Here is a 24,538-nt window from a genome sequence, read left to right on the forward strand (position 1 = left end):
CTTCCCTACTTTTCTATAAATCTAAATTTTGTCCAAGGCTTAATGAATTCTAATAATACAAGTTCTTCTTCTATAATACGCCCTACTCGGTTTTTGCGTGAGTCTTGATGTGGTTCTAAAACGACTTGTAATTCATTTTTGTATTTTCCAAATGCATCATTTCCCACAACAACATCTCCAGGTTGTAGCATTGCTTGATTATCATGTGGGGGATTAGCTTCATTCTTATATTTTTTACGCACTTCTGTGGAGCGAATCATCTGCTGAGTGATATCTCCACGGCGAAAATGTTGATTTTTTGTTACGATTTCTTTTTCAATTTCAGAAGTCGCTTCTTCAAAAGCAATGGTCAATTCTGTTTGATAACGATTCAACTGACCCAATGCTTCTAATTCTTCGTTGGAAGCATAAGCATTTCCGATAACAACATCATCAATTAAATTTGTTGCAAATAAATGTTTAGCTTGAACAGCGACTGGCAACTGTCTATGCATTTCTAAAGTAGGTAGCCCATCATTCACATCCCAAGGACCAATTTCACCTACCTGTGATGAAATAAAAGCAGCTGTCCGAATTCCTTCCTTTTTAAAGCGGATGCTACATTTTTCAAAGAAATCATACGGCAATGCAGTTCCCGCTTGTGGATAAAAGTTATGACAACCATATAAGAAAGGTCGATTCGCTTCATACGTCAAAATGTTATCAAGATAAGCAACATCATTACTCATATTCAGCTCAATAGCCACGCCGAATGGATTAAACGTCAACATGGCTTCTTTATTTCCATCAAAACCTGTATCCAACCGAATCCCGTCAGCTCCTAATTCGCTGAAAAAAGTCAAATCATCATATGAAATTTCCAATTCATCAAAGATACTTGGAACGACATCTAAAATTGTTTCAAATCCTAAATTTTTCGCATAACTAATTAATTCTTTAAATTTTTTCTGAACCGCTTCTTTGCCATCGGTCACTTCTAACATACTCATAAAAATTCGAGTAAACCCACATTCGCTGGCTTTTTTTAAATACGCTTTATCTTGATTGATATCACTATGATCTGGATAAACTGATACACCTAATGCTCTTTTCATCTTCGTTCTCACACTCCGCTATTTTCAAATTTATTTCGAAATTTCCAAGCAATCACCGAGCTACACAGGATTGTTGTAGAGCCAACGAGCAATACTGGTTGATTTAGAAATCCGCCAATTATCATGGAAAGAGTAATACAAACTGCCGTAAAAACCAACGTCTTTACTAAACCAAGTTGATAAACAACAGTAGGCAACTGCCCTTTTTCTATAATAATTTGACTAACGATAAAAAAGAAAATGAACCAAATAATCATCTTATACGCTCCTGACTTTCTTCTCTGACTTAGAAGGGGCAGGATATTCATATCAGAACACCCGCCCTAACATTTTTTAATTTTTCGCTGCTTGTTCAGCTGCTAATTCTTCTGCTTCTTTATCCAATTGTTGTTTTTCATAAACTTTGAAAAATGGATAGTAGATAGCTATTGTAATTAAGAAGTTAACAATCACTAATACTGCGGCCGAAAAACTCCAATTGGTACTCATCCAAGCAGCAATTGGTGCTGGAATAGCAAACGCTAAACGAGCAGCCATCATCGGAATTATATTAGCGACTGTTAAGAAATAAGATAGCGTTGTTGTAATTAACGGTGCCACGATAAACGGAATACCTAAAATAGGATTCATTACGATAGGCGTTCCGAAAATAACTGGTTCATTAATATTAAACAAGCCTGGTAAGAACGATAAACGGCCAAGACTTTTCAGATACGTTGATTTAGAAAACATCATTAAAACAACTAAAGAAAGCGTAGTTCCAGCGCCACCAATCCAGATAAACCATTGTAAAAACTGTTCTGTAAAAATATTAGGTAACTGATGAACGTTTGCACCATTGGTAAAAGCTTCAAGGTTTTCTGCAATCGACATATCCCAGAAAGGACGAATAACTGGGCCCATAATCGCTGGACCATGAATCCCTAAAACCCAAAAGAAACAGATTAAGAAGACTGTTAGTAAGCCGCCAAATAAACTGTTACCAGCAAGGATACCTTTAAGTGGCATTAATAACGTACTCAAGAAACCATTCAAATCAAAACCAATTACGTGGCGAATAACCCAGAATAATAAAAGAATAACTGCTCCTGGAATTAACGCAATAAATGAATTTGACACTTCAGGCGGTACGCCATCTGGCATCTTAATCATAATATCTTTTTCGATAAAGAAGCGATAAATTTCAACAGATAACAGCGCTGTTACAATCGCACCAAATAAAGAAGCTGAACCTAAATTTGCTAAATTAATATAGCGCCCTGCTGTAATGACGTTGTCAACATCTTCAAAGACACGTGTTGGTGGTGCCGCTGTTACTAAAAAGGCCATTAATGCTAAAATTCCGCACGTCAAAGAGTCAAGCTTATAACTTTTGGCCAATGATGAAGCAATCCCAAATGTTGCATAAAGTGCAAGTAACCCCATCGTATAGCGGGAAGGAATATCTAAAATTGCTTGATAAGGTTCAATCAATTTTGTGTATGCCTCAATTGGAATATTTTGAAAAATTGTAAAGAATGAGCCCACAATTGTTAAAGGCATCGTTGCAATTAATCCTTTTCTAATCGCTGTCATATGGCGTTGCGAACCAAATTTATTCGCAATCGGCATTAACTTAACTTCCATCCACTGTACAAAACCATTCATTTGTTAATTCCTCCGTTCAACTAATAAAAATAATAATTATTTCGCATTTATAATAACATAGTAACATTATAATGTAAACGCTTATTCTTATTTGTGACAGAGAAAGTGCAAAACAAAAGGCTTTTTCTGATTATAAAGAAACCGGGAATATTGCACCAAAAATCATTGCGCCTAAAATTGCGCCCCCAGCGATTGGTTTTTTCCAAATGTAAAAACCTAACGCTCCTAATGTAGCACCAATCCCAATAGGAATCGAAGCACCCGCCGCACTCAAAATAATTAACGGGCCTAAGAAACGTCCTGAGGCATTACCAGCACCCATCATCACATCCGCACCAAAAGTGGAATTTCCTTGATTGATAGTAAATTTCCGAATCAACACAATTACGCCACCAACCGCTAACCCTAGTAGCGCACCTGTTAAAAGTGCTAAGCCAAAGTTTTCTACAGGTGCTTTAATACCCATGCTGAGGAAAATTGCAGGTACGCCAATCCCGATCCCCGTTAAAATTGAGCCACCTAAATCTAAAATCCCGACTAAAGAACCTTCTAAAATTCGTGCAAACAGGAAACTTGCACCGAATGCTGCGGCAGCGCCATAAGAACCACCATCTAAACCAGCTTTTAGCATCGCAACAATTGAAACTTCATTAAAGGCGCCCACACCATAAACTACATACATATGTGTTCCTGCAAAAATTGCCGCTGACATAATCCCGACTAAAATGGGAAAGCCCCAATCAGCATACCAAAAACTTTTGCCTTTTAAACCTTCTTGAATTTCTTGTTCTTGTTGTGCCCATTCATTTTTTTCTTGCTGTTCCATCTATGAGACCTCCTTTTTTCTATTTAACGGTGAAGACATTGTGTAAATTATTTAACCATTGAGGAATAGACAAGCGGAAACTTTCGATCATTTCTAAGTCGAACCCTCGGAAGAAGCCACTTAAAATAAATAATAAGATAATGGCACCAAGCATGCCGCGTGTCATTCGGGTCCACCCTAAATCATCGACACCTTTACCGATTAAGATCCCTAATACAACTCCTGGGACAGCATTGCCCATGACTAATTGAGATAATCCGCCAAATAACGTTCCCCAGAAACCCGTCCGTTTTCCTGCATCTAAAGCCGCTAGCCAGAATAAAACAGGCATCACAGTATTGATTAAAATCGTTGCTGCAGGTACCAACACCGCAACTGCTGTTACTTGTAGCGATTCTGGAATTGCTGCAGCTGTACTATTTAAGAAAGCCACAGTCGCCATTCCTACAAAGGCCCCGACAATCCCCATTTTTTTGGGATTATGCATCGTTTTAGTGACATCTTTATCCTTTACCAATAAAATTGCTGCAGCCCAGTTAGGCACAATCCGGTGGGTCACATCTTGTGTAAAAGCCCCTGCTCCGACGGCCGAAGCCCAAGCATTAAAGAAAAAACCTAAACCAAAAGAAAAGTGTGATGCTGGATCTCCTTGTGCCGCGTTCATTTCTCCTAATGTTCTAAATGCCCCTAACCCTTGCGTTTGTGGTGCATGAAACATCCGAGCAGCGCCTGCGCCAGCTGCAAAACCTAGTAAACCACCAATAAGCAATGACTTCAGCAAAATGATTACAAATTCCATTCCTTCTTCCTCCCTTTATACGCCTCTTTTTGAAAGAAACGGAACTACTACTGCGTTCGGTTCTTTAATTGTTTCCGTTAAAAAATCAACTTCTTCGACTGCAATGGCTTGGATTTCCACTTCTACAGCTAGTTCGACATGATAAATCACTCTCTTTCTAGGAAAGAAGAAGAACAGAAATTTTTCTGTATAAACTTGTTCTTTTGCCTGACGAATAGTTACTTCTTTCGGTTCAATCCGGATGAGGACCTCTGTTGTTTCTTTTAATACTTTTTTTGAAACATCATTCAACGCACTTGCAAAAGCTTCATTCTTCTTATTACCTTTTCCAGAAACAATCACGGTTTGTGTTGACCGTTTTGTGGCATCCATAATTACCGCTCCTTTCTAAGTTACTACTTTCTATGCTCCGTGTTTCTTAATAAATGCTTCAGTTACTCGTTTACCAAGTTCTTCCTGATCCATAAAACCAAATCCAAGAACAGTTTTCCCATCGTTAATTGCTGTTACCCCTTCTTCGATTGATCGCATGCCATGTCTTTCGGGATACCCGTATTTAGTAGCAGCCGTTAACGCCCCTGCACCACCACTGCCACAGAAAGAAATGCCTAAATCAGCCTTTTCTTGTTGCATCACATCTCCTAAACGCATATCAGCGCCCATTCCTGGAACAACAACCGCGCGACCACCGGCTTGCTCCACTCCTTTTGCAACATTTTGTCCTTTTCCTAAACGATCTGCGATAACTACTGTAATCATAACTTTTCCTCCTATTAATTGTTTTGTTTAGCAACTTCAAAATGAACAGCTAAAACATACCATTCATCTTCTGATAACTGACCAATTGCTTCTGTTGTTTCTTGTGCAATTTTCAACGTTTCTGGTGTTAGTTCCTTAAATAACGTCCGATCAACACCAGCTAATGTCGTTCCTTCTCTTGAACGATTCAGCATCTCATTGAGATGGTTGATCAAAATCGTCCACTGTAATTCCGTTGGTTCAATTTGTGCTTCTGCTAATCGCGCGCTGGTTTGTTTGATAATCGATTGTAGCTTTTCTGGTTCAGCACTTTGTCGAATGATCTCCTGTGCTTCCATTGCTAGTTCCATCCTCTTCCTCCTTTGGTTGTTCTAAATAATTAAGTAATGCTGAAATTTCAGCATGATTGACAGGTAACTCATTTTTAGCAAATAAACATTCAATTTGCCGAATTTCTTCTTGCCTTTCGTGAGATACTTCTCTATTACAAGGAATCTCTTCGTATTGTTTATTAAACGTAATCCGATGTGTCATTAATAAAACGTGCAGTAAAAAGGCTTCTTGATATTCGCTCAGTAACTTTGTTTGAAACATTCGTTTTAACTCTTCATAAATAATATACGCTTTTACTAACAAATCTTGGCTTTGTATCCGTTCATTTTTTTCAATTACATCAGATTTCGTGGAGCGAGCGGTACCTTTTCCTTGACGTTTCCCTAATAAAATTTTATCGACCTCTTCCCGAATCAAACTTAAGTCTGTGTCCGTCAACAATGGACTAACTTTAATAAATGGGTATGTCATTTCTTCAATTGGGAAAATACTCAATACCAAATCGGGCTTTTCTGCTTGAATCACTTCAGTTGCATTTAAAACAGAAGCAAATCCTGCGAGTTCAACGTTTGGTACTTCCTCTAAAATTTTTTGTTCAATTAAACTGGTCACACCTAAGCCCGTCGAGCAAACATACACAATCCTAACAACTTTAGCTTCCTGCTGTTGTCGTTCCTGAGCTGCCAAAAAATGCAACGCAATATATGCGCAGAAAGAATCGTTGACTAACAAAACAGAACGTTGAATTAATTGTTTACAGGCACTTTGAATAGCTAAAAATAACGCTGGGTGTTTTCCTTTGATTTCTTCAGAAAACGGATTGTATTCATTAATAAATAAATGTTTCTTTGTAAAACGTAAGGACAGGTGTGCAAACAAGTTCGTAAATAATTGACGATCATTTACAAAAGGATAATTCAGCTCTTTTGAAACGCTTTCAATCACTTGCTTTGTTAATTGAACCATATCTTGCCGTTGATGGGTTCCGAATAAATCACTATAAATATAAAAATATTCATCCGCTAATAAAGGCAAGTCATACCGTTCAAACACCTCTTGTAAAAGTAAAAGTGGTACTTCGTTCCGTTGTTCAAAGCGTGTTTTTTGCGATAACACTCGGTAAGTCCCAATTGTATGTGCCATCTGCATACGTGCTGCGGCAATTGCCACTCTCAACGTAATAGATAATATTTCGGCATAATCAAATTGATTTTGATCGAGTGGATTAATTAAATTTCGCATTTTTTTCAATGCACTACGATAACAACCTTGAAACAATGTCCCTGACCCAAATTTAATTTTAGGGATTTTTTCAGCCCCTTTTGTCTTTGTCACATAGTTCATAATTTGGTAAATATCGTATTCTGTAAGTTCTTTTTGAGTGATAAATTCCATCAGTAAGCGTACATTGCTTTCTTCACCACTGATTGTAAAGCCTTGCCGTGCTTGGCGAATTAAGGTTAAATCATATGCTTGCAGCAACCGTTCGACCTGTTCCAAATCACTGACAATTGTGTTTCGACTCACTAATAATTCATCTGCTAGCTGCTGTGCCGTTAAGTACCCTTTGACTGACAATAACTGAAAAATCAATACATTGACTCGTCTTTTTTGATCAGGATAGGTTTCAAATCGATCGACATCGATAATTTCATTTTTTAACAGTAAGCGTTTAGAGTCAGGTAAGTCTAGCCAGATTCCCTTATTTCGTTTTGAATAAAGTGTCTCATCGTGCTGTTCAAACCAAGCACGAATATCTTCTAAATCATACTTAATTGTTCGAACGCTGACAGTAAAGTTCTCAGCTAATTCTTGCGTGGTAATACTCCCTTCCAAATCCAAAAGCATCAATAAAATATTTATCGCTCTTTTGGACAACAACACGGTCATGCCTTGTCACCTCTTTTCTTTTCCCTTTACACTTAAAACTATAGCGTTATTTTATCTGTTCCACAACACAAAAAAGTTGCACTTATAAAAGTGCAACACTTCTCTTTTCATACAAAAAAATCCCTTAACAGTTACTACTGTTAAGGGATACCACACTATTTATTTGCATAAATAGACAGAAACCTTCTCCACAAAAGTATTCTGTCCGACACGTTACAAATCCGGTAACTGATAGCCGTACTATCTGGTGTCGTTGTGTTTGACAATCACTAGCCGTCAAAACGGAATAGCCGAAGCTATCTGATTGAGTCAACTCGTCGCATAAAACACACTTTAACACAGAATAGTTTGGATAGCAAGTGGTGGTAATTATTCGTTATCAAACCATTCTTGATAAAAACCTTCAACAATTTTAACGGTTGCTATCGTTAATTCTTTCGTCATTACGGGACTAGTTAACTTTTTGTCTTGTAAACATTGATTCACATGATTGATTTCATACGTAAATTCACTAGTAAATTGTTCAGACCATTTAACAGTGTTGCCTTGAGCATCTGTATAATAAGCACAATCTGTTTTCCAGAAATTAGGAATAACGATTTGCCCTTTCGTCCCACAAATGGTCATTTCACTAGGTATCTTTAAACCAACATTAATAAAAATATTGCCCAGCGTCCCTTCAGCAAATTTCAAAGCTAAATTACATTGACTATCCGTCGCTCCTTGCTGATACGTTGCGGTTCCCGTAACCGCTTGAATCTCTTTCCCTAATACGTATTGTAAGTATTGTAATGGATAACTTCCTGAGCCATGAAGCGCTCCACCACCCGCTTCTCTCGAGTAAAACCAGGGAATATGATCCACATTGGGATAGGCAGTAACTGACTGAACCCATAAAATTTCTCCCAATCCCCCTTCTTGAATCGTCGCCTTTACTTTTTGAGTAATTGGTAAAAAGACAGACTTCTGAGCTTCCATTAGAAAAACCCCTTGCTCCTGTGCGATTGCAAAAAGTTCTTCTGCTTCAGCAGCATTTAATGTAAATGGTTTTTCCAGTAGGACGGGTTTTCCTTGTGATAACGCAAGCTTAGCTGCTGAGTAATGTCCTTGATTGTAGGTGGGAATATAAATAATATCAATTGTTTCATCCTTACATAACTCTTCATAACTGCCATAAGCCACCGGAATCGCTAATTCTTTAGCCATTTTTTGAGCATTCTCTAAACGCCTTGATGCAATCCCGCGCACTTCAGCTTGCGCGCTTTCTCGAAGCCCTGCTACAAATCTTGGGACAATTTGGGCAGTACTCATAATTCCATAACGAATTTTATCCATGTGATCGCCTCCTCTTTCTTTTTCTGATGCTTCTATAAAGATAAAGCATCTCATTGAAAAATTAAAGAGCTATGTAATCAAATAAATTTCTTTTAGGAGACAATCCTTCCTACTTCACTATTTTTAGAGATTATTTTCACTTCTTTACTTAAACAAGCCAATCTAATTTTTTTGTCACTTTCTCAGTAGCTTGTTTTGCGGCAGTTACCCATTTCCCTTGTGCTGCTTTGCTTAAATCAGTTGAATACGTAGTCGTTGCTCCGTTTATTGTTTTCTTTATTTGTTGAAGCGTTTGTTGAGTCATCTTTTTTCTATTTTGAGTCGTTGCCTGACTTTGACTAGCAACAAAATTTCTAATAAGTTGTTTTTCTAATGATTTTTGTAATTCTTCTAACATCCCTATCTCCTCGCTCGTCTTTTCATTTCTTCATAATGCTGTCGCTCTTGATAAAATACTCGTCTTATCTCTTCTAATTGATGATCAATCGCTACTTGCTCTTTTTTGACACGTTGCTCTGCTTCTTCTCGGCTATTCATTAATAGCCGATATACGATTTGTCGATTTGGCTCAACATCATAATAAGGTGTCGGTCGTTGCACTTGGAGAGAGAGCTGCTCTAAATATCGTAAAAAAAATCTTTTCTCCTCCATTACTTGTGCTAACTGATTCTCTAATAGTCTCTTTTCTGAAAAATAATGGTCCTCTTTTAGCATAAATTGATTATCCAATTCTCTTTCCATCCTAAGTCCTCCCATAGTTAAGAAAAATAATTTGCTAACTCGCTATCTGTTGCAACTTGTTGATCAATCGTTGCCTTAATTTGAGCCAATAATTGATCTAATTCTTCTTGGATATTTCGTAACATTGTTAATATAGTTTCATATTCATTCACTGGCTGATGAACAGTTGAAAATTCGGTCACATTTCCTTCCGCGAGTGCAGTTATTTTTTCTGTTTCGCTTAGATGTTGCCCCCAACGCTGAGCATCTGCTTTTGTATGTTGCCAAAGTTCATGGGCATTCTCTATCTCTTTTTTTAACCATTTTATAAGGCCATCAATTTCTGTCTGAATTGTATGCTTATAACCTGTAGTAATTGCTTTTGCTTGCATCGCATCAATAAAAATTTCTTGTGCCGAAGATAATCCACCATTTCCTTGTATCATTTTTTTACGAAGTGTAGTAAGTCGCTCAATCTCTTTGTTGGCCTCATGTTGTGCTAACTGAGCATTTCCTTTAGAACGAGAAATAATATTCCCCGCTTTATCGAACTGATAGCCTCCCCACATATGTTGCGTGACCATATCAACTTTTTTTGATTCCACCTCAATCAAGGTTCCCACTTGTTTTTTTGAAGAAGAATAACCAATTGGTATCAAATCTTTTGTGTCGATAAAATTAAAAATTTTACCAGCATCCGTTAACTTATCAGCAGTGATTTGTTGTTGTTCATTTAAAATACTATAAATGTTAGGGCCTTGATAAATATAGACACCAGAAATACGTGTATGAAAAACTTCAGGCAAATCCGAAACTGCATATTGACCATTCATCGAACCTAACGAATGTCCATAAATATCTACTAAAGCATTCGGATACGCTTTCATTGTTTCTTGTAACGTAGTTGAGGCTGATTTTAATTGAGGAATTGCGCTTTCACCGCCATTCATAATTTGCATCGCGGCAGGGATATCATTTTCCAACCAATCTGAACGAACATCTTGATACGTCGGATTAGACGAATCAAATAAATTCCCTTTATCAGGAGCTGTTGAACCCCGGTACAAAACAGTAACTTCTGTAACCGCTTGTCGTTCGCTTAAAGATGCTGTCGGTGGAACGTATTGATCGGTTATGACAAAAGATTGTTCACCAGTGGATTTATCGTTTACTTGGGAGACATAACCAATTGTTTTTCCATTATCAAGTACTACTACTTTTTTTAAACCCCAATTTTGATATTCTTTTTTTGCGATTTCAACTCTTTCATTACCTGTAAAAGTCATTCTCTCTCTCCTTTTTTAATTCCTCTTTCAAATCATTTGAATATCCTGAAATTACATATTTGCTGGAAAATCCATTATCCTTATTTTTATCTAAATTAAATAATATATCTAAATTTTTATCCGAATTGATAAATATTACACCATCGATCCCTCCCATTGGGTTATGCTTCACACTCTCCTCATCAATTTCATAGGACTTAATAATTCCTTCACTAGTTAAAGCATCTGGATCTAAATTTCGCAGTCCTTCTTCAATAACTTTTTTCGCTTCATCACTTTTAACAATCGTCAACATTTCTTCATGAAATCTTTTACTATCCATGTATTTTTTTCCTCCTATTCCTAAAATAAAAATGAGCAATAAACAACTAATTAGAATCATGAATTTCTTTTTTTTAGTCAATGGTTACCCTCCTCAAATACTTTGATTGCTAAATTAAAGTATTTTACATCATCTGAATATCATTCAGATATGTTCGAAATTCTTTTGCTATACAAGAAAAGCGAATAGTTAGAAACTATTTCAAAAAAAAGAAACCGTTTCCCCAAAACGATTTCTTTATATGTAAATTAACGGATACCAACGCTAACTTTTAAAGCTTGATTGACCTGTTCCATCTCTTCACGAGAAAGTTGACAAACCTTGTGTAGCATTCGTTCTTTATCCAATGTTCGAATTTGTTCTAACAAAATAAGTGATGGCGTCCTGCACTCGTTATGGGGAATTTCGATGAGGACTTGCGTTGGTTGCAGCCGCTTGCTTACGTTACGGGTAATCGGTGCAACAATCAACGTTGGACTAAATAAGTTACCTTTGTTATTTTGAATAATCAGGACAGGTCGAATCCCACCTTGTTCGGAACCAACAACTGGTGAGAGATTCGCATAAAAAACCTCACCTCTTTTTATCATTCAGATTCCCTTCCCTCCTTTTCCTTTAAAAAATTATAGCATATTGTTTCTTGCAATATTTTCAACTTTTTAGCTATCCCTTAAAATATTTGATAAAACCACCCTTTAAAAGTCAAAAAAAGCTTAAACAGTCGACTCTGATATAGAGACGGCTATTTAAGCTGACTATTACATTTTTGTTAAAATACTATCCACTTTTGTATTAATTAAATCAATAGCTACGTGGTTTTCGCCACCTTCTGGCACAATGATATCTGCATAACGTTTCGTAGGTTCAATAAATTGGTGATACATGGGCTTCACGACTGTCAAATATTGTTCAATCACAGAATCCAACGTACGGCCACGTTCTTCCATATCACGCTTGATTCGACGAATAATACGGATGTCATCATCTGTATCCACATACACTTTAATATCCATTAAATCCCTTAAGCGGCGATCTTCTAAAATTAAAATCCCTTCAAGAATAATTACTTCTTTCGGTTCTTGTATCACCGTTTCTGTACTTCTTGTATGCGCAACGTAGTCATAAACTGGCTTTTCAATGGCTTGATAGTTTAACAGTTGTTCAACATGTTGAATCAATAAATCTGTATCAAACGCAAAAGGATGATCATAATTGGTATTTAAACGTTCTTCAAAACTCAAATGGCTCTGATCTTTATAATAAGAATCCTGTTCTAACATCATAATTGAATGATCGGGAAAATTATTAAAAATCGCACGGCTAACACTGGTTTTTCCGCTTCCTGATCCGCCAGTAACACCAATGATAATTGGCTGACTATCTTTCATGTATAAACCTCTTTCTTTTCAAAAACTTCATTGTCTTTTACTATTATAATGAAAACTCTGAAGAATGCCAGACCTTTTCCAAGACTTTTCATGTGATTTTTATCTTCTTATGAAAAATCTGCCCACACTTCTTTCAATTACAGTATACTTATCAATAAAAGGAGAATCCTACCTATGATTAAAAAAGTCAAAAAAGAAGCACTTACAACTGCGCATTACGCTCTTCTTTATGAGGCAGATCCATCAAAAAAAATGGTGGCAGATTACATTACCCGCGGTATTTGCTTTGACTATCAGACTGAAGAACTTCAAGGAATTTTAGTCCTGTTGCCGACTCACCCACGGACATTGGAAATCGTAAACATCGCTGTCTCAGAAGAAAGCCGCGGGCGGGGCATCGGGCAAGAATTATTACATTTTGCCATTGATTTTGCCAAAAAAGAAAAGTATGATTACTTGGAGATTGGGACTGGGAGCACAGGCTTTCAACAGCTATATCTCTACCAAAAAGTCGGTTTTCGAATGACACATATTGAATCAGATTTTTTTATCCATCATTATGATGAGCCCATTATAGAAAACGGCTTGCCTTTAAAGGATATGGTTCGCTTACGGTTACATTTAAGTTAAAAAAACAACATTTCCTGTACAGGAAATGTTGTTTTTTAATGCCCAAGAATTGATAACAACTCATCTAGCTGTTGAATCGTATAATTGGGTTGAATGGTTGGTGTTGCTGGAGCGGAGGTCGGATTGAGCCAAACAGTTTGAATTTTCGCTTGTTGGCCTCCTTGAATATCTGAATGCAAAGAATCACCAATAATCATTGTTTTTTCTCGACTAAAATTAGGAATCCGCTCAAAAACAAAATCAAAATACTCTTTCATCGGTTTTTGATAACCCACTTCTTCTGAAACAAAAATATCTTTAAAATAAGGCATTAATTTCGACTCTTCCAACCGACGATACTGTGTTTTTGCCACTCCGTTTGTCACAATATATAAATCATAATGGGGTGCTAATTTTTCCAAGATACGTTGACTATTGCCAAGCAAGTCATGTCCTTGACTTAAATATTCTCGGTAGTTTTCTCCCATTTTAACGCTATCAACTTCTCGATTAAACGCGTCAAACAATAAACCAAACCGTGTATCAAGGAGAACATCTTTTGTTATTTTTCCTTCTTCAAATGAACGCCATAATCCTTGATTAATTCGGTGGTATGTTGACTCGACTTCAGATGTAAATGGTACATTTTCTTCTTCAAATAAGGCATGGAGCGCCTTCTTTTCAGCCAATTTAAAATCTAACAATGTATCATCAACATCAAAAAGCAATGTTTTCATTTCCGTTCCTCTTCTCTTTTCAAATTACTCGGTAACGCTTTGCTTGTTTGTTGTTTTTCAATAAAAAAATAAGGCAATAGCAATTGTAACTCTTCTCTTGTTAATGAACGATAAGCACCTAAAGGTAATTGCGGATCTAGCCGCAACGGCCCCATAGTTTGGCGTTTTAAAGCAGTCACTTTTTTTCCCACAGATAAAAACATTTTTTTCACTTGGTGAAATTTTCCTTCTTGAATAGTCAGGAAAACATGACTCTCCGTTTCAGTCGCTGCAAGAACAGTTATTTTTGCCGGCTTACATTGAATGCCTCCTTGCAAAACAATCCCATCTTTAAATTTAGCACAATCTTCTGCAGAGACCAAACCATTGACTTTCACTTCATAACATTTCGCTACTTCTTTATTTGGCCGAATTAATTGATACCCTAATTGTCCATTATCTGTTAATAGAAGTAACCCTTCCGTATCGCCATCGAGTCTTCCCACTGGATAAAGACCAGGGCGTCTGTCTTGCGGCGCAATCAAATCAATGACTGTTTTTTTAGATGCATCTGAGACAGCGCTAACCACACCTTTTGGCTTATTCAACATGTAGTACACATGTGTCTTATGCGAAATTAATTGTCCTTTTACTTTAATCATTTGTAATTGCGCATCGACATTTTGACTTTCATTTAAAGTCACGATGCCATCCACAGTGACCTGCTTGCCTTTGATTAATCGTTTCACCGTTTTGCGTGATCCAAACTGAAGTTCTTCTAGTAATTTATCTAATCGCATTGTTCCGCTCCATTCTGGTATTAGTATAGTGGAATCCGTTAAAGATGAAAAGTGGAAAAAGGTAATTCCTTGACGTATAAAAATATAAGTGTTACGGTTAATAAGTAAAGTAAATAAAGGTTTCTCAAAAACAGCGTAATGACCTGGGAGAGAACAACGATAACAATGAACCATTCCCATGAGTGTTGCCTGGCAATATTTGTGGGGATTTTTTGATTATTGTTAGCATTTTTCTAGACAAGAACAACTGAAAAAAGAGTTTCTTTTTTCCATTATGTTTTGTTTCTGAGTTTAACCAAATCACTCATTATTTCAAGGAGGAATTAGGTTATGTCAGTACAATTAGAAGTTAAAGAAAGAGCTATCCGTCCACGTTCACTAAGAAATCAGCTACGTCACGAAGGGAAAGTACCTGCCATTGTTTACGGTTACCAAATTGAAAGTACACCAATCTATTTTGAAGAAAAAGACTTATCAAAAATTTTACGCGAACATGGTGCTAACACCGTTATTAAAATGACAGTTGATGGCAAAAACATCAACACATTAATGTCTAAAGCACAATTAGATACCTTTACTGGTCAAATGCTTCATGTTGAATTCTTATCTGTAAATATGAAAGAAACAACAGAAGTCGAAGCAGAAGTTCAATTAATTGGTGAATCTGCAGGTGTGAAAGCTGGGGGTACCTTAGCTCAAAACTTGTACACTGTTTTAGTGGCAGCCACACCAGATAAATTGCCAGAATCAATTGAAGTAGATATTACAAACTTAGAAATTGGTGATGCTCTTACAATCGCTGATTTACCTGAACACAAAGACTATGAAATTTTAACTGATCCAGAAGAACAACTAGTTGCTATTGTTGAAGCACAAACTGCTCCTGAAGAAGAAGAAGGAACAGCTGCTGAAACGACTGAACCAGAATTAGCCGAATAAAGAGTACACTTTTGTTCAGCTGATTCTCTTACGTTTTAGAAATGGGATGTGCGTTGAAACAACGTACGTCCCATTTTCTTTTTACTGCATGTCTTGATTTCTTCACATAAATGATGACACCTGCAAAGCTAGGAAGCTACAGAGGAATATTAAATTTTTGCTAATCTACGCAATATTTTCAAACGAAACAATTTCTTTTTTTAAAATTTGCAGTATACTAAAAGTAAGTAAACAAAAAGGAGGTCATCCATATGTTTGAACGTTTTGATAGTGACCGTAGCCGCTATGCTTCATTAGGTGTTGTTTCTAGCTTACCTAGTGGCTTAATTGATAGTATTTGGTTGATTATTGACTTAAATCTAAAAGGGGTTATCCCTTTAAACGACTTACTTCACTTTGATTTGTTGAACAATAATGGCAAAGTGACTGTCCATTTTTCTCAAGAAAATAGTTCAGTAGAAATGGCCATCGACTTACCATTTAGTTATTCTACGGCATATCCGTCGCGAATTTTTGCTTTTGATGATGGCCATCGTGAAACGATTTTATTACCTGCAGAAATGTTAGAATCTTAAATAATTTCAACAAAGTAGCCTCAAATTCCGATTAAAACTGGAATTTGAGGCTACTTTAATTTCTTTTAGTTATTCTACAATAATTTGTTTACTACTTCCTGCAGCATTTTCAAAATTAATAGTAAAGGTTGCTGTTGCATCATCATAAGTGATTCCGTCACTTTGACTAATTACTGTGCTGTAATCTTTTGGTATTTTTAAAGTCAGTGTCTTAGTTGTTTGTGTGGGATCAGAGAAAGTATACGTTTTTTGGTGTTGTTGTGTCTTTCTCATTAAAGAAATAGCTTTATTTGAGGTAATCCCTGCTATTGTACCGCCAGTTTCTGACCAAATGTTAACCCCAAGATAGCCTTCTTCTTCTTGCTTAACTGCTTGAATTTCTTCTGTATTTGAGAGAACTTCTACTGTTTTTTTGGCAGCATATGTTTTTAAATCAGTTTCATCGATTCCTGGTAAAACTACATAAGCATAATGCTCGTTCGTTGGGTGTTGACCATGTTGAATCGTAAATGTTCGATAATCACCTACATATTCTTTATCACTTGCAAATGCTTCATTAATTGCTTTATAGGTTCCTTTTCTAGTTTCACTTTTAACATTTACCGTTGTTTCTTCTGGAAAATAATAACCCATATTAGCATTGGAATGATCCGACTTTAGTAATAACCATTGTTTTTTACTCGTTTCATTTTTCTCATGAATCTCCCCAATATTTGATAGCACTTGATACTGATACGCATCATTTAACAAACGATTATCAACAACTGTCTCAATCGAAGCTTCTGTATCCCCTTTAATTCCTGCGCCTAATGCGATAATTTGCCCATTTAATACAAACCAAGATTTTTTAGCTTGTAGGTTCATAGGTAAAAGTTTCCCATTATTTTTGGTCCCGTCTTTATTAAGAGCCATCCCTACTACTGCCTGATTTTCTGACGTTACTCCACCAACCCATTGCTCTTTCGATGTGATTGTTGTAAATGCTGAAACTTCATCTGCCAAAGAAATGGTATCTACCGTTGTTCCTGGTAGTCGATAGGGATCTACAGTTGGCCAATAGCTGGAATTAAATTGAACCTCGTCATCATTATATACGTACATCATTCCGTCACCAGTGTGCCAGCCACGTTTATTTTCTTTATTCCCTGCTTCAAAAGATGCAGTGCGCTTTGAATACAAGCCTAGCCCAAACATATAACTAGGTGTGCGTTGGACAAATCGATCCATCGAAGCATAAAGTTTCGTGCCTGTAAAAGGAAGTTGCCCTCCCGTAATTTCTGGATTAGTTAAAAGTTGCATAGTCATCTGTAAATCATTAAAATCACGAGCATTCGTCAAATAATAATCTGGGTTCTCCTTCATCCAATATTTAACGGCTTCTTGAAATTTCTTTTGATAATTATTAGGGGCAAATTTAGCCACAATTAATAAATTATACATGGTAGTTGAGCCATAGCCTGTTTTTCCAACTCCTGGGGCTCTTGAGATGGAACGGCCATTCACAGTTGGTAGCATTTCACCTTTATAAATCAAAGGAAGAAAGGCACGATCAACATTTTCAACAAATTCTGTCACAAGAGTTGCATCCATTTGAAAAGATGAATCTGCTGTAATGGCCAAAATTTGTCCAACCCCTTTCACCAAAACATTGCCATACGAACCTGTATAAGGAATGTTATTGTGCTGGATAAAAGAACCATCTTGGTAAAAACCATCACCTTTTGTGACTAATTTAAATACATCGACGATACTACTGGATGCTTGGTTAATTTTCCCGCTATCCTTTTGTAAAATTCCTAACCCCAAAACAGTTAAAGCTAAGTCCGTTCGGTTCGCTCCTGATGTCACAAAATTTGGGATAAAAGCTAAATCCACAAATGTTCCTTGTGGTTTTGTATACAACTGTTTAAACGGATCTGGGACATAACTGCTCAGCGCATTTGTATAGATTTGTTGCTTTTCCGGAGAAACTTTATCCTCTAAAATCATTAGAATATTAAGAAACTTCTGTGGCACACCAATTTGCCAGTCCCACCAATTTCCGTGGTACTTTTTCCCATCATATCCTTTTTGCGTCACCATAAAATCTAAGCCATCAATAATGGTTGCTGCCAATTTGTCATCTTGGTAAAGCGTACTCCCCTTCGTTCCATAGGCTAACGCTAATTTTTGCAATTTGGTAAATTGAGTCGTTAAATCAGCCGATGGCGTATTGCCAGGCTCTAGTGGCCATAAATAGCTGCGGTTCGGCTCTTTATTCATCGTTTGATCGAGTTCTGTTGCTTCATTGGAGATTTTTTGGACGTAGTCTACAAGCGCTTGGTTAGTTGAATCATATTCTTTTGAAACAAGCTGATTTCGCCATTTTTCTTTTAATTCTCGGTATTCTGCAGATGAATCGACAACAGGAATGCTACCAACGGAGCCACTTTTCATAGAAATGATATTCAGCTTTGATAGATTACCAAATAGTCTAATTCCTACAGCGCCCGTCCAGTCATCATTAATGGACGTACCATCAGGATAATGAACCTCTTCATTTTCATAAAATAATTGATCATTCAGGAATGTTTGAATTTTTTTCCCATCATAGCGAACCAGCAGTTTATATTGTTGACCACTTAGTAATGTTGGCCCCGGAATATTAGTTAGCCATTTACCGCCTGGTTGTCCTAATTGCCAGCGGCCGTCACGATTATAAGCAAAAGATTGCCATTGACTCGTCTTTTGTTTATCTCCGCGAAAAACCAATCCGAAGTTACTTTGCCCTTCATATAAAAAGGTTAGTTCAAGATCTCCTGAAGATTGTTCGCGTGCATCAAGATTGATAGAGACAGATTCGAGGTTTGTCCCTTGCTTCGTGTTTGCGATCCATAAACCAGCAGAATCATTCTTTTTTTCTGCTGTTCCCACCAAATCTTGCCAATGCCCAACTTGATTGGGGAAATCTGAAATGTAAGAGAGTTGCTCAATCGTTTGGCTCGCTTCGTTTTCTTCTGCAAAAGTAAGAGTGGTTCCCATAAATCCGCTCGTCAAAGCAGTAAACAGTCCGACCAGCATTACCCATATTTTCCTGTTTTTCATTCTTTCTCCTCCTAAAAAATTATTGTAAAACGCTTACATGCAAATCAGAGAAAAAGAGTGAAGAAAAATACTTTCTACACTCTCCGACTCTCTGAAAATCACTTAATATACTTTTTACGCCAAAATACCAAAGGCACTCAAAACAATCGATAAAATTAAAATAATCCAAATCACTCGTGTGGAATTTAGTTTCTTTTGACCTAACATCCAATAAGTCAAAAGAACAAGTAAGATTGGAACTAAGGAAGGCAAAATCGCATCTAACGTATCTTGAATAACTAATTCGACCCCGTTCTTTTTATAAACAAAAGGAACTGTCGCCTTGATAACTGAAGGAATTAAGGCACCAATCACAGTCACACCAAGAACAGTTGCTGCATTCGTAAAGGCAGATAACTTGTCTTTTAAGGTCGTCACTAGTTTGACCCCTTGCTTATAACCAAGTGGTAAGAGCGCGGCCCGACCAAACAATAGTGCAATATTTGCAATAATCCAAATAACACAGCCAACCACCGAACCATTTTGAGCCAGTGTCCCTGCAACAGAGCCGAAAATCGTCCCCCAAATAACGTGGAATAAAGAGTCCCCAACGCCTGCCAAAGAACCCATCAGAGCTGTTTTTAGCGCAATAATTGTTTCTTTCGCTTTATAGCCATCTTGCTCTTCAATCGCAACATCAATCCCCATAATTAAATTCCCAAAAATAGCATTGGTGTTAAAAAATTGATTGTGTGTGCGCATCATATCTTGAAATTGTGCTTCATCATGACCATAGAATTTTTTTAAAACAGGTAAGATGCCGTATAAATATCCTGAACTCATCATACGTTCATAGTTCCAGTTTAATTGGCTTCCTAAAATATAACGCCAGCTAATTGCATTTAATTCTTTTTTTGTCAGTTTATGCTTACTCATCGCCGTCATATCCTCCTTCAAAATCACCATTTCCTGTTGTTGCTTGTGTCGTGCTTTTTGCCCCATCACGTTTAAATACAAGCATCGCTGCTACCATCCCAACTATCGAAACACCTAACATTGGAACTTTTAAATAAGCCGCTAAGAAAAAGCCTAATAGTAAATAGGGGATATATTGCTTCGTTGGCAAGTAACGTAATAAAATTCCTACACCGACAACAGGTAATACTCCTCCAGCTGTTTTTAAGCCCGTCATTAGCCATTCTGGCATGTTATCGGTAATCGTTGTTACTACAGCATCCCCCGCTAATAACATTAATAAAATCGGAATGGCACGAGACAGTCCCCATAGAACAGAACCAGATAAAACTAAGCGTGGAATCCGTTTTACTTGCATCTTATCAATCGCTTTATCGACACTATGAAGTAAAAAGACATTACAAAAACGGGCGACTACATCTAGTTGCAACATCAACAGAGAAACAGGAACAGCTAAACCAATACCATACTCCGCTCCTTTTCCAGAGATTACAGCGAAAGCGGTTCCTAAAACAGCCCCTGTGAAATAATCAGGTACCGATGCTCCACCAAAAGCAGCAATTCCTAAACGCATTAATTGAAGAGTGCCGCCAACCATTAAACCAGTTTTTAAATCTCCCATAATCATTCCAGAAATCATTCCAGCAATAGCTGGTTGCGTCAACGTATTTGAAATAAGTGAGTCATTAATAGCAATAAACGCATAAATAGTAATTAAAATAATTTGATACGCTGCTAAATGCATTGAAATTTCCTCCTAAATTTAAAAATATTCTTTCTTAGTCTGACAGTTTTAGCCGCGTAATTTTTTCATAAAATCAACGACTGGATCGTTTGGAACTAATTGGGCTGTCACCGTGACGCCTTTTGAAGCGATTGTTTCAAAAATTTGTTCTTCTTCTGGTAAAACTTGAATACTTTTTGTCACTTCGCGTGCTCCTTCTTTGTAACTCATATTCCCAACATTTACAGTTTTGATAGGTCCTTGCGCTTCGATAAAGCGGAGCACATCTTTCGGATTTTTAAATAATAAAAATAAACGCTGTTTACCATATTTTCCTGATTGAATATTTTTAGCGGCAGCTTCTACTCCAAGAACAGATAAACGCATCGAAGAAGGCGCTGCCATTCTCAAAGATGATTTTTGTAAAGGATCTGTAGCCGCCTCATCATTGGCTACAATTATTCGCTGTGTACTAAGACTTGTCGACCAAATTCCCGCTACTTGTCCATGAATTAACCGTTCATCAATCCGTGTGTTTACAATATTTTCTTTTCCAGCATATTGACTATAGTTACTTAATTCTTTTTCTTTACTGGCTTCTGAAATCTCTTGTTCTGCTTGATTCATTCCAGCCTTTACATCAACAATATTTTCTTGTGCTAAACAAACTAATTCTTTAATCGAAGCCTGTTGATTAACCACTGCTTCAATCACAACAGAGAGTGTCATCCCTGCAATAATTTCCACTCCGTCAACGTTCAAATAATTCTTAGTTGCCACGTTACATGGCGTTCCTCCTAGTAAATCAGCAATAATCAGTGTCGTACCGTTAAGGGCTTTCATTTTTTCATTTAGCTCTTTCTCAAATTGAAGATTGTCGCTATCTGGTCGTAATGAGACTGTATGCACGTGTTCTTGCCGACCAACGATCATTTCTAAGCTAACTTTGACGCCTTCAGCCATGCTACCATGACTAATTAGTACAATGTTTTCCACGAATTTCCCTCCCTAGATGTAGGTGACCCTACTTAACATGTTATGTTCTGTACAAACTTACTATAACACATACTAAGTTATCCGTAAACCTAATATCTTAATATATTGAATTTATTTTTTTGAATTCTTTAAATAAAAATTGTCTTTCCTCTTTTTCAAAGTGTTTGCTAAAGGCTAGTTAACATGTTATGCTTAATTCATTCGATTACTAGAATGGAGGCAATCGCATGTTACCTAAATATGAACAAATTAAACAAGACCTTTTACGTGAAATAAAAAATCATACCTTTATTCCTGGTGATAAATTTTATTCTGAAGCCGATATTAAACGAAAATATGCTGTTAGCTCTATCACAGCTGTCAAAGCACTGAATGAGTTGACCAGTGCAGGTTACTTGTATCGTATCCAAGGAAAAGGGACCTTTGTTTCGAAATCAAAAGTTTCTCAAAATGTAAAATTTTCTGATATCGAGTTGCATTCTTTAGACTCTGAAAAAGTTAAAGTCCTTTCAATTGAAGAAGAAAATCAAGCCGAAATTTTAAAGGAATTAGGCTTACCAGCTAACGCTTCTTATTATAGAATCAAGCGTGTACGCTATTCCGAAGATACACCCTTTCTCGTACATATCACACATCTTCCCAAAAAGCTTGTTAAAGAGCCGCTCTCAAAGGACCTCACAGCTTATGCAAGTGTGTATGAACGAGTCCGTAAAGATTTTTCAGTAGACCTCTTCTCGTTGGCTTCTGTAGAAACAAATGAAATTGTCTTTCCCGAAGATGCTGAGTTATTGAATTTACTTCAATTAAGTTTTCGTGAACCCGCTGTTAAACAAGTTAAACATTCCTATCTCGCAGATGGTAGTGTTGCTGAATATATTATTAGTTATAAACATTGGAAATATTTCAAAACCAAAATAGAAGTAGAAGCCGAATAAATTTCAGCTTCTACTTCTATTTTTTTAATCTATGATTACTTGATTCGTAAATTTCAAGTACTCAATTTCAATTCCCTCTGTTTCAAAAATTACTACTTCATTTTGTCCTTGCTGTAAAAATTCTTTGGGACAATACAGCGAATGAATGGGGCCTATTTCCCAATAACGACCTAGATGATGACCATTGACCACAACGAATCCTTTGCCGTAGCCTCGACAGTCAATATACGTGTCTGCTAGCTGTTCTAATTCAAATGTTACTTGATAAAATGAAGGCTGCAATGGATTTTTTCCAGCTGTGTAATCAATCTTGGCTAATTGCTCTTGTGAAAAAGTTAAGGGATAGTGTTGATAGCCTTGGTGAAAATGAATGTCTTGCATCACTCCACCTCGAATTCCTTTACTTTGTGTCGGATTATTTAATTTAAAGCCATAATTAACGCGACCTAAATTTTCCACTAAGATATCTAACGCAAGTGTGTCTTTTTCAGTTTGTCCTGAAACGAGTAGCTCTTCTCCCACTGTCTCTTGATATTGGGTAGCAGCTAAATCTCCATCTACATAAATGTGTAAACGATCACTGGCCTCAACCACTTTTAGTTTATTTTCATGATGATAATTTTTTAAATCAAACGAATAAAGCAAGTAGCCATAGCCTGAGCCAGCTTCTTCCATACTTAATGGATACGCGGTGGTCTTCGGTGTCATCATTTGATCTTTTACTGCGAATAAGGATACGCTAGCAGTTACTGGAAAGCTTCCTAAATTACCCAGTTTTTTCGTGCGTGGTTGTGCTTGCCAAACTTCTGGACATACTTCTTTAATTGCTTTTTGAACGGCATAATATTTTTCTGTTGGTTCTCCTGCTTCTGTTAATAAAGCATCATAATCATAGCTAGTGACTTGAGGTAAATCTTTTGCACCTCGCGCCGAACACCCGTTATAAAAGCCGAAATTTGTTCCTCCATGAAACATATAGAGATTTAAAGAACCCACTGCCAGCATATCTTTTACTTCCTTCGCCAAGTCGGTACCTTCTCGCTGAATCACTGGTTCGCCCCAACGATTGAACCACCCATCCCAGTATTCCATGCACATCAACGGCCATTTTTTACCATGACGAGTCATAAATTTTCTCAAAACGGCAGCATTTTCTTTCGAATGACTGCCAAAATTTCCTGTCACAAAAATATCCTCTTCAATTAACGTCCCCGCATCCAGAACCTCTTCCCAAGCGCCATCAGATGTAAAAAGAGGAACCTCAATCCCCAGTTCTTCCATTATCTGCTTGGTTTGTCGCAAGTACGCTTTCTCCATGCCATAGGACCCATATTCATTTTCAACCTGCATCATGATCACTGGTCCACCTTGTGTTATCTGCAGCGGTGCTAGTTTAGGCAATAATACTTGAAAATAGTTACGAACTTTAGTCATAAAAATAGGATCTGTCGAACGTAATCGCACACCTTTTTCTTTCAAAAGCCATGCTGGTAAGCCACCAAACTCCCATTCTGCACAAATATAAGCCGAAGGACGCAGAATAACTAGTAAATTCAGTTTTTCTGCCAAGCGGACAAATGCTTCAATGTTTTTCATTCCTTCAAAATCGTATACGCCTTCTTCTGGTTCATGAATATTCCAAGGAATGTAGGTTTCTACTGTATTAGCCCCTAAAGCTTTCAGATTATAGAGGCTATCTTCCCATTGTCTAGGTGTCATTCGAAAGTAATGAATCGCCCCGCTAATAATTTTTATTGGTTGTCCATTTAATAAAAAGTCTTCTTTAATCTCAAACGTTTGCATCATT

General features: G+C 37.0%; 27 protein-coding genes. 4 read left to right on the forward strand and 23 right to left on the reverse strand.

The window, feature by feature from the left end; all coding sequences use genetic code 11:
* Positions 1-5: 5 nt before the first annotated feature.
* The 16 genes from AB3I34_RS05690 to udk form a co-directional block, all read right to left on the reverse strand.
* Positions 6-1,094: a DUF871 domain-containing protein gene (locus AB3I34_RS05690; RefSeq protein ID WP_010712065.1), complete on the reverse strand. Its 1,089-nt coding sequence runs from the start codon at positions 1,092-1,094 to the stop codon at positions 6-8.
* Between the two features lie 8 nt (positions 1,095-1,102).
* Positions 1,103-1,402 carry a hypothetical protein gene (locus AB3I34_RS05695; RefSeq protein ID WP_002384997.1) on the reverse strand — a complete coding sequence of 100 codons (300 nt, stop codon included), beginning with the start codon at positions 1,400-1,402 and terminating at the stop codon, positions 1,103-1,105.
* 25 nt (positions 1,403-1,427) lie between these two features.
* Positions 1,428-2,741, reverse strand: coding sequence for a PTS sugar transporter subunit IIC (locus AB3I34_RS05700; RefSeq protein ID WP_002383077.1), 1,314 nt, complete (start codon positions 2,739-2,741; stop codon positions 1,428-1,430).
* Positions 2,742-2,871: 130 nt separating this feature from the next.
* A complete protein-coding gene (locus AB3I34_RS05705; protein WP_002361314.1) occupies positions 2,872-3,567 on the reverse strand; it encodes a DUF4310 family protein in 696 nt (231 codons plus the stop codon).
* Between the two features lie 19 nt (positions 3,568-3,586).
* Positions 3,587-4,366, reverse strand: a complete 780-nt coding sequence (locus AB3I34_RS05710; RefSeq protein WP_002355709.1) for a DUF4311 domain-containing protein — start codon at positions 4,364-4,366, stop codon at positions 3,587-3,589.
* A gap of 15 nt (positions 4,367-4,381) precedes the next feature.
* The gene (locus AB3I34_RS05715; protein ID WP_002355708.1) at positions 4,382-4,738 is read right to left on the reverse strand and encodes a DUF4312 family protein; all 357 of its coding nucleotides are present in this window, start codon (positions 4,736-4,738) and stop codon (positions 4,382-4,384) included.
* Positions 4,739-4,768: 30 nt separating this feature from the next.
* Complete coding sequence (locus tag AB3I34_RS05720) at positions 4,769-5,125, reverse strand: glycine-rich SFCGS family protein (protein ID WP_002355707.1); 357 nt, start codon at positions 5,123-5,125, stop codon at positions 4,769-4,771.
* A 14-nt stretch (positions 5,126-5,139) separates the two neighbouring features.
* On the reverse strand, positions 5,140-5,463 hold the full coding sequence (locus AB3I34_RS05725; RefSeq protein WP_025189316.1) for a PRD domain-containing protein: 324 nt from the start codon (positions 5,461-5,463) through the stop codon (positions 5,140-5,142).
* Entirely contained in the window at positions 5,429-7,348 is a 1,920-nt protein-coding gene (locus AB3I34_RS05730) for a transcription antiterminator (protein ID WP_002388793.1), read from the reverse strand. Before AB3I34_RS05730 ends, AB3I34_RS05725 begins: the two co-directional genes overlap by 35 nt.
* Positions 7,349-7,717: 369 nt before the next feature.
* Positions 7,718-8,737 (reverse strand): Gfo/Idh/MocA family protein, encoded by a 1,020-nt coding sequence (locus AB3I34_RS05735; RefSeq protein WP_228759698.1) that lies wholly within the window; start codon positions 8,735-8,737, stop codon positions 7,718-7,720.
* 94 nt (positions 8,738-8,831) lie between these two features.
* Entirely contained in the window at positions 8,832-9,080 is a 249-nt protein-coding gene (locus AB3I34_RS05740) for a hypothetical protein (RefSeq protein ID WP_010712060.1), read from the reverse strand.
* Positions 9,081-9,082: 2 nt separating this feature from the next.
* Positions 9,083-9,424 carry a hypothetical protein gene (locus AB3I34_RS05745; RefSeq protein WP_010712059.1) on the reverse strand — a complete coding sequence of 114 codons (342 nt, stop codon included), beginning with the start codon at positions 9,422-9,424 and terminating at the stop codon, positions 9,083-9,085.
* 17 nt (positions 9,425-9,441) lie between these two features.
* Positions 9,442-10,689 carry a DUF2974 domain-containing protein gene (locus AB3I34_RS05750; protein WP_010712058.1) on the reverse strand — a complete coding sequence of 416 codons (1,248 nt, stop codon included), beginning with the start codon at positions 10,687-10,689 and terminating at the stop codon, positions 9,442-9,444.
* On the reverse strand, positions 10,673-11,071 hold the full coding sequence (locus AB3I34_RS05755) for a DUF1310 family protein (protein ID WP_078126872.1): 399 nt from the start codon (positions 11,069-11,071) through the stop codon (positions 10,673-10,675). The genes AB3I34_RS05750 and AB3I34_RS05755 overlap by 17 nt, the downstream gene beginning before the upstream one ends.
* A gap of 188 nt (positions 11,072-11,259) precedes the next feature.
* Positions 11,260-11,601, reverse strand: a complete 342-nt coding sequence (locus AB3I34_RS05760) for a type II toxin-antitoxin system PemK/MazF family toxin (RefSeq protein ID WP_002355703.1) — start codon at positions 11,599-11,601, stop codon at positions 11,260-11,262.
* Positions 11,602-11,769: 168 nt separating this feature from the next.
* Positions 11,770-12,399 carry a uridine kinase gene (gene udk, locus AB3I34_RS05765; protein WP_002355702.1) on the reverse strand — a complete coding sequence of 210 codons (630 nt, stop codon included), beginning with the start codon at positions 12,397-12,399 and terminating at the stop codon, positions 11,770-11,772.
* Positions 12,400-12,573: 174 nt separating this feature from the next.
* Here udk and AB3I34_RS05770 point away from each other — a divergent pair, with 174 nt between their 5' ends.
* On the forward strand, positions 12,574-13,029 hold the full coding sequence (locus AB3I34_RS05770) for an N-acetyltransferase (RefSeq protein ID WP_010712055.1): 456 nt from the start codon (positions 12,574-12,576) through the stop codon (positions 13,027-13,029).
* Between the two features lie 35 nt (positions 13,030-13,064).
* On the opposite strand, the gene AB3I34_RS05775 is transcribed toward AB3I34_RS05770, so the two are convergent.
* Positions 13,065-13,745 carry a YjjG family noncanonical pyrimidine nucleotidase gene (locus tag AB3I34_RS05775; RefSeq protein WP_010712054.1) on the reverse strand — a complete coding sequence of 227 codons (681 nt, stop codon included), beginning with the start codon at positions 13,743-13,745 and terminating at the stop codon, positions 13,065-13,067.
* Positions 13,742-14,524 (reverse strand): pseudouridine synthase, encoded by a 783-nt coding sequence (locus tag AB3I34_RS05780; protein ID WP_002361308.1) that lies wholly within the window; start codon positions 14,522-14,524, stop codon positions 13,742-13,744. Before AB3I34_RS05780 ends, AB3I34_RS05775 begins: the two co-directional genes overlap by 4 nt.
* A 330-nt stretch (positions 14,525-14,854) precedes the next feature.
* Here AB3I34_RS05780 and AB3I34_RS05785 point away from each other — a divergent pair, with 330 nt between their 5' ends.
* Positions 14,855-15,463 carry a 50S ribosomal protein L25/general stress protein Ctc gene (locus AB3I34_RS05785; protein ID WP_002358773.1) on the forward strand — a complete coding sequence of 203 codons (609 nt, stop codon included), beginning with the start codon at positions 14,855-14,857 and terminating at the stop codon, positions 15,461-15,463.
* Positions 15,464-15,714: 251 nt separating this feature from the next.
* Positions 15,715-16,038, forward strand: a complete 324-nt coding sequence (locus tag AB3I34_RS05790; protein ID WP_002355697.1) for a DUF960 domain-containing protein — start codon at positions 15,715-15,717, stop codon at positions 16,036-16,038.
* Positions 16,039-16,107: 69 nt separating this feature from the next.
* Here AB3I34_RS05790 and AB3I34_RS05795 read toward each other — a convergent pair whose 3' ends face one another.
* From AB3I34_RS05795 to AB3I34_RS05810, 4 genes are all read right to left on the reverse strand, one after another.
* Positions 16,108-19,122, reverse strand: coding sequence for a polysaccharide lyase 8 family protein (locus AB3I34_RS05795; protein ID WP_262231407.1), 3,015 nt, complete (start codon positions 19,120-19,122; stop codon positions 16,108-16,110).
* 114 nt (positions 19,123-19,236) lie between these two features.
* On the reverse strand, positions 19,237-20,037 hold the full coding sequence (locus AB3I34_RS05800; protein ID WP_002383066.1) for a PTS system mannose/fructose/sorbose family transporter subunit IID: 801 nt from the start codon (positions 20,035-20,037) through the stop codon (positions 19,237-19,239).
* Positions 20,030-20,821, reverse strand: coding sequence for a PTS sugar transporter subunit IIC (locus tag AB3I34_RS05805; protein ID WP_002358771.1), 792 nt, complete (start codon positions 20,819-20,821; stop codon positions 20,030-20,032). Before AB3I34_RS05805 ends, AB3I34_RS05800 begins: the two co-directional genes overlap by 8 nt.
* Positions 20,822-20,869: 48 nt before the next feature.
* A complete protein-coding gene (locus AB3I34_RS05810) occupies positions 20,870-21,763 on the reverse strand; it encodes a PTS mannose/fructose/sorbose transporter subunit IIAB (protein ID WP_002383065.1) in 894 nt (297 codons plus the stop codon).
* A gap of 260 nt (positions 21,764-22,023) precedes the next feature.
* Between AB3I34_RS05810 and AB3I34_RS05815 the strand changes: the two genes are divergently transcribed.
* A complete protein-coding gene (locus tag AB3I34_RS05815) occupies positions 22,024-22,731 on the forward strand; it encodes a GntR family transcriptional regulator (RefSeq protein ID WP_002366233.1) in 708 nt (235 codons plus the stop codon).
* Between the two features lie 24 nt (positions 22,732-22,755).
* Here the strand turns inward: AB3I34_RS05815 and AB3I34_RS05820 are convergent, their stop codons facing one another.
* Positions 22,756-24,534 (reverse strand): beta-galactosidase family protein, encoded by a 1,779-nt coding sequence (locus AB3I34_RS05820; protein WP_368027840.1) that lies wholly within the window; start codon positions 24,532-24,534, stop codon positions 22,756-22,758.
* Positions 24,535-24,538 lie beyond the last annotated feature (4 nt).

The sequence above is a fragment of the Enterococcus sp. C102(2024) genome, from assembly GCF_040888205.1.
In the GTDB taxonomy this organism is placed as follows: Bacteria; Bacillota; Bacilli; order Lactobacillales; family Enterococcaceae; genus Enterococcus; species Enterococcus faecalis.

Coding starts and splice junctions, on each gene's coding strand:
- AB3I34_RS05690 (WP_010712065.1), bottom strand. CDS start 1,094: ATGAAAAGAGCATTAGGTGTATCAGTTTATCCAGATCATAGTGATATC.
- AB3I34_RS05695 (WP_002384997.1), bottom strand. CDS start 1,402: ATGAATATCCTGCCCCTTCTAAGTCAGAGAAGAAAGTCAGGAGCGTAT.
- AB3I34_RS05700 (WP_002383077.1), bottom strand. CDS start 2,741: ATGAATGGTTTTGTACAGTGGATGGAAGTTAAGTTAATGCCGATTGCG.
- AB3I34_RS05705 (WP_002361314.1), bottom strand. CDS start 3,567: ATGGAACAGCAAGAAAAAAATGAATGGGCACAACAAGAACAAGAAATT.
- AB3I34_RS05710 (WP_002355709.1), bottom strand. CDS start 4,366: ATGGAATTTGTAATCATTTTGCTGAAGTCATTGCTTATTGGTGGTTTA.
- AB3I34_RS05715 (WP_002355708.1), bottom strand. CDS start 4,738: ATGGATGCCACAAAACGGTCAACACAAACCGTGATTGTTTCTGGAAAA.
- AB3I34_RS05720 (WP_002355707.1), bottom strand. CDS start 5,125: ATGATTACAGTAGTTATCGCAGATCGTTTAGGAAAAGGACAAAATGTT.
- AB3I34_RS05725 (WP_025189316.1), bottom strand. CDS start 5,463: ATGGAAGCACAGGAGATCATTCGACAAAGTGCTGAACCAGAAAAGCTA.
- AB3I34_RS05730 (WP_002388793.1), bottom strand. CDS start 7,348: ATGACCGTGTTGTTGTCCAAAAGAGCGATAAATATTTTATTGATGCTT.
- AB3I34_RS05735 (WP_228759698.1), bottom strand. CDS start 8,737: ATGAGATGCTTTATCTTTATAGAAGCATCAGAAAAAGAAAGAGGAGGC.
- AB3I34_RS05740 (WP_010712060.1), bottom strand. CDS start 9,080: ATGTTAGAAGAATTACAAAAATCATTAGAAAAACAACTTATTAGAAAT.
- AB3I34_RS05745 (WP_010712059.1), bottom strand. CDS start 9,424: ATGGAAAGAGAATTGGATAATCAATTTATGCTAAAAGAGGACCATTAT.
- AB3I34_RS05750 (WP_010712058.1), bottom strand. CDS start 10,689: ATGACTTTTACAGGTAATGAAAGAGTTGAAATCGCAAAAAAAGAATAT.
- AB3I34_RS05755 (WP_078126872.1), bottom strand. CDS start 11,071: ATGATTCTAATTAGTTGTTTATTGCTCATTTTTATTTTAGGAATAGGA.
- AB3I34_RS05760 (WP_002355703.1), bottom strand. CDS start 11,601: ATGATAAAAAGAGGTGAGGTTTTTTATGCGAATCTCTCACCAGTTGTT.
- udk (WP_002355702.1), bottom strand. CDS start 12,399: ATGAAAGATAGTCAGCCAATTATCATTGGTGTTACTGGCGGATCAGGA.
- AB3I34_RS05770 (WP_010712055.1), top strand. CDS start 12,574: ATGATTAAAAAAGTCAAAAAAGAAGCACTTACAACTGCGCATTACGCT.
- AB3I34_RS05775 (WP_010712054.1), bottom strand. CDS start 13,745: ATGAAAACATTGCTTTTTGATGTTGATGATACATTGTTAGATTTTAAA.
- AB3I34_RS05780 (WP_002361308.1), bottom strand. CDS start 14,524: ATGCGATTAGATAAATTACTAGAAGAACTTCAGTTTGGATCACGCAAA.
- AB3I34_RS05785 (WP_002358773.1), top strand. CDS start 14,855: ATGTCAGTACAATTAGAAGTTAAAGAAAGAGCTATCCGTCCACGTTCA.
- AB3I34_RS05790 (WP_002355697.1), top strand. CDS start 15,715: ATGTTTGAACGTTTTGATAGTGACCGTAGCCGCTATGCTTCATTAGGT.
- AB3I34_RS05795 (WP_262231407.1), bottom strand. CDS start 19,122: ATGAAAAACAGGAAAATATGGGTAATGCTGGTCGGACTGTTTACTGCT.
- AB3I34_RS05800 (WP_002383066.1), bottom strand. CDS start 20,037: ATGAGTAAGCATAAACTGACAAAAAAAGAATTAAATGCAATTAGCTGG.
- AB3I34_RS05805 (WP_002358771.1), bottom strand. CDS start 20,821: ATGCATTTAGCAGCGTATCAAATTATTTTAATTACTATTTATGCGTTT.
- AB3I34_RS05810 (WP_002383065.1), bottom strand. CDS start 21,763: ATGGCTGAAGGCGTCAAAGTTAGCTTAGAAATGATCGTTGGTCGGCAA.
- AB3I34_RS05815 (WP_002366233.1), top strand. CDS start 22,024: ATGTTACCTAAATATGAACAAATTAAACAAGACCTTTTACGTGAAATA.
- AB3I34_RS05820 (WP_368027840.1), bottom strand. CDS start 24,534: ATGCAAACGTTTGAGATTAAAGAAGACTTTTTATTAAATGGACAACCA.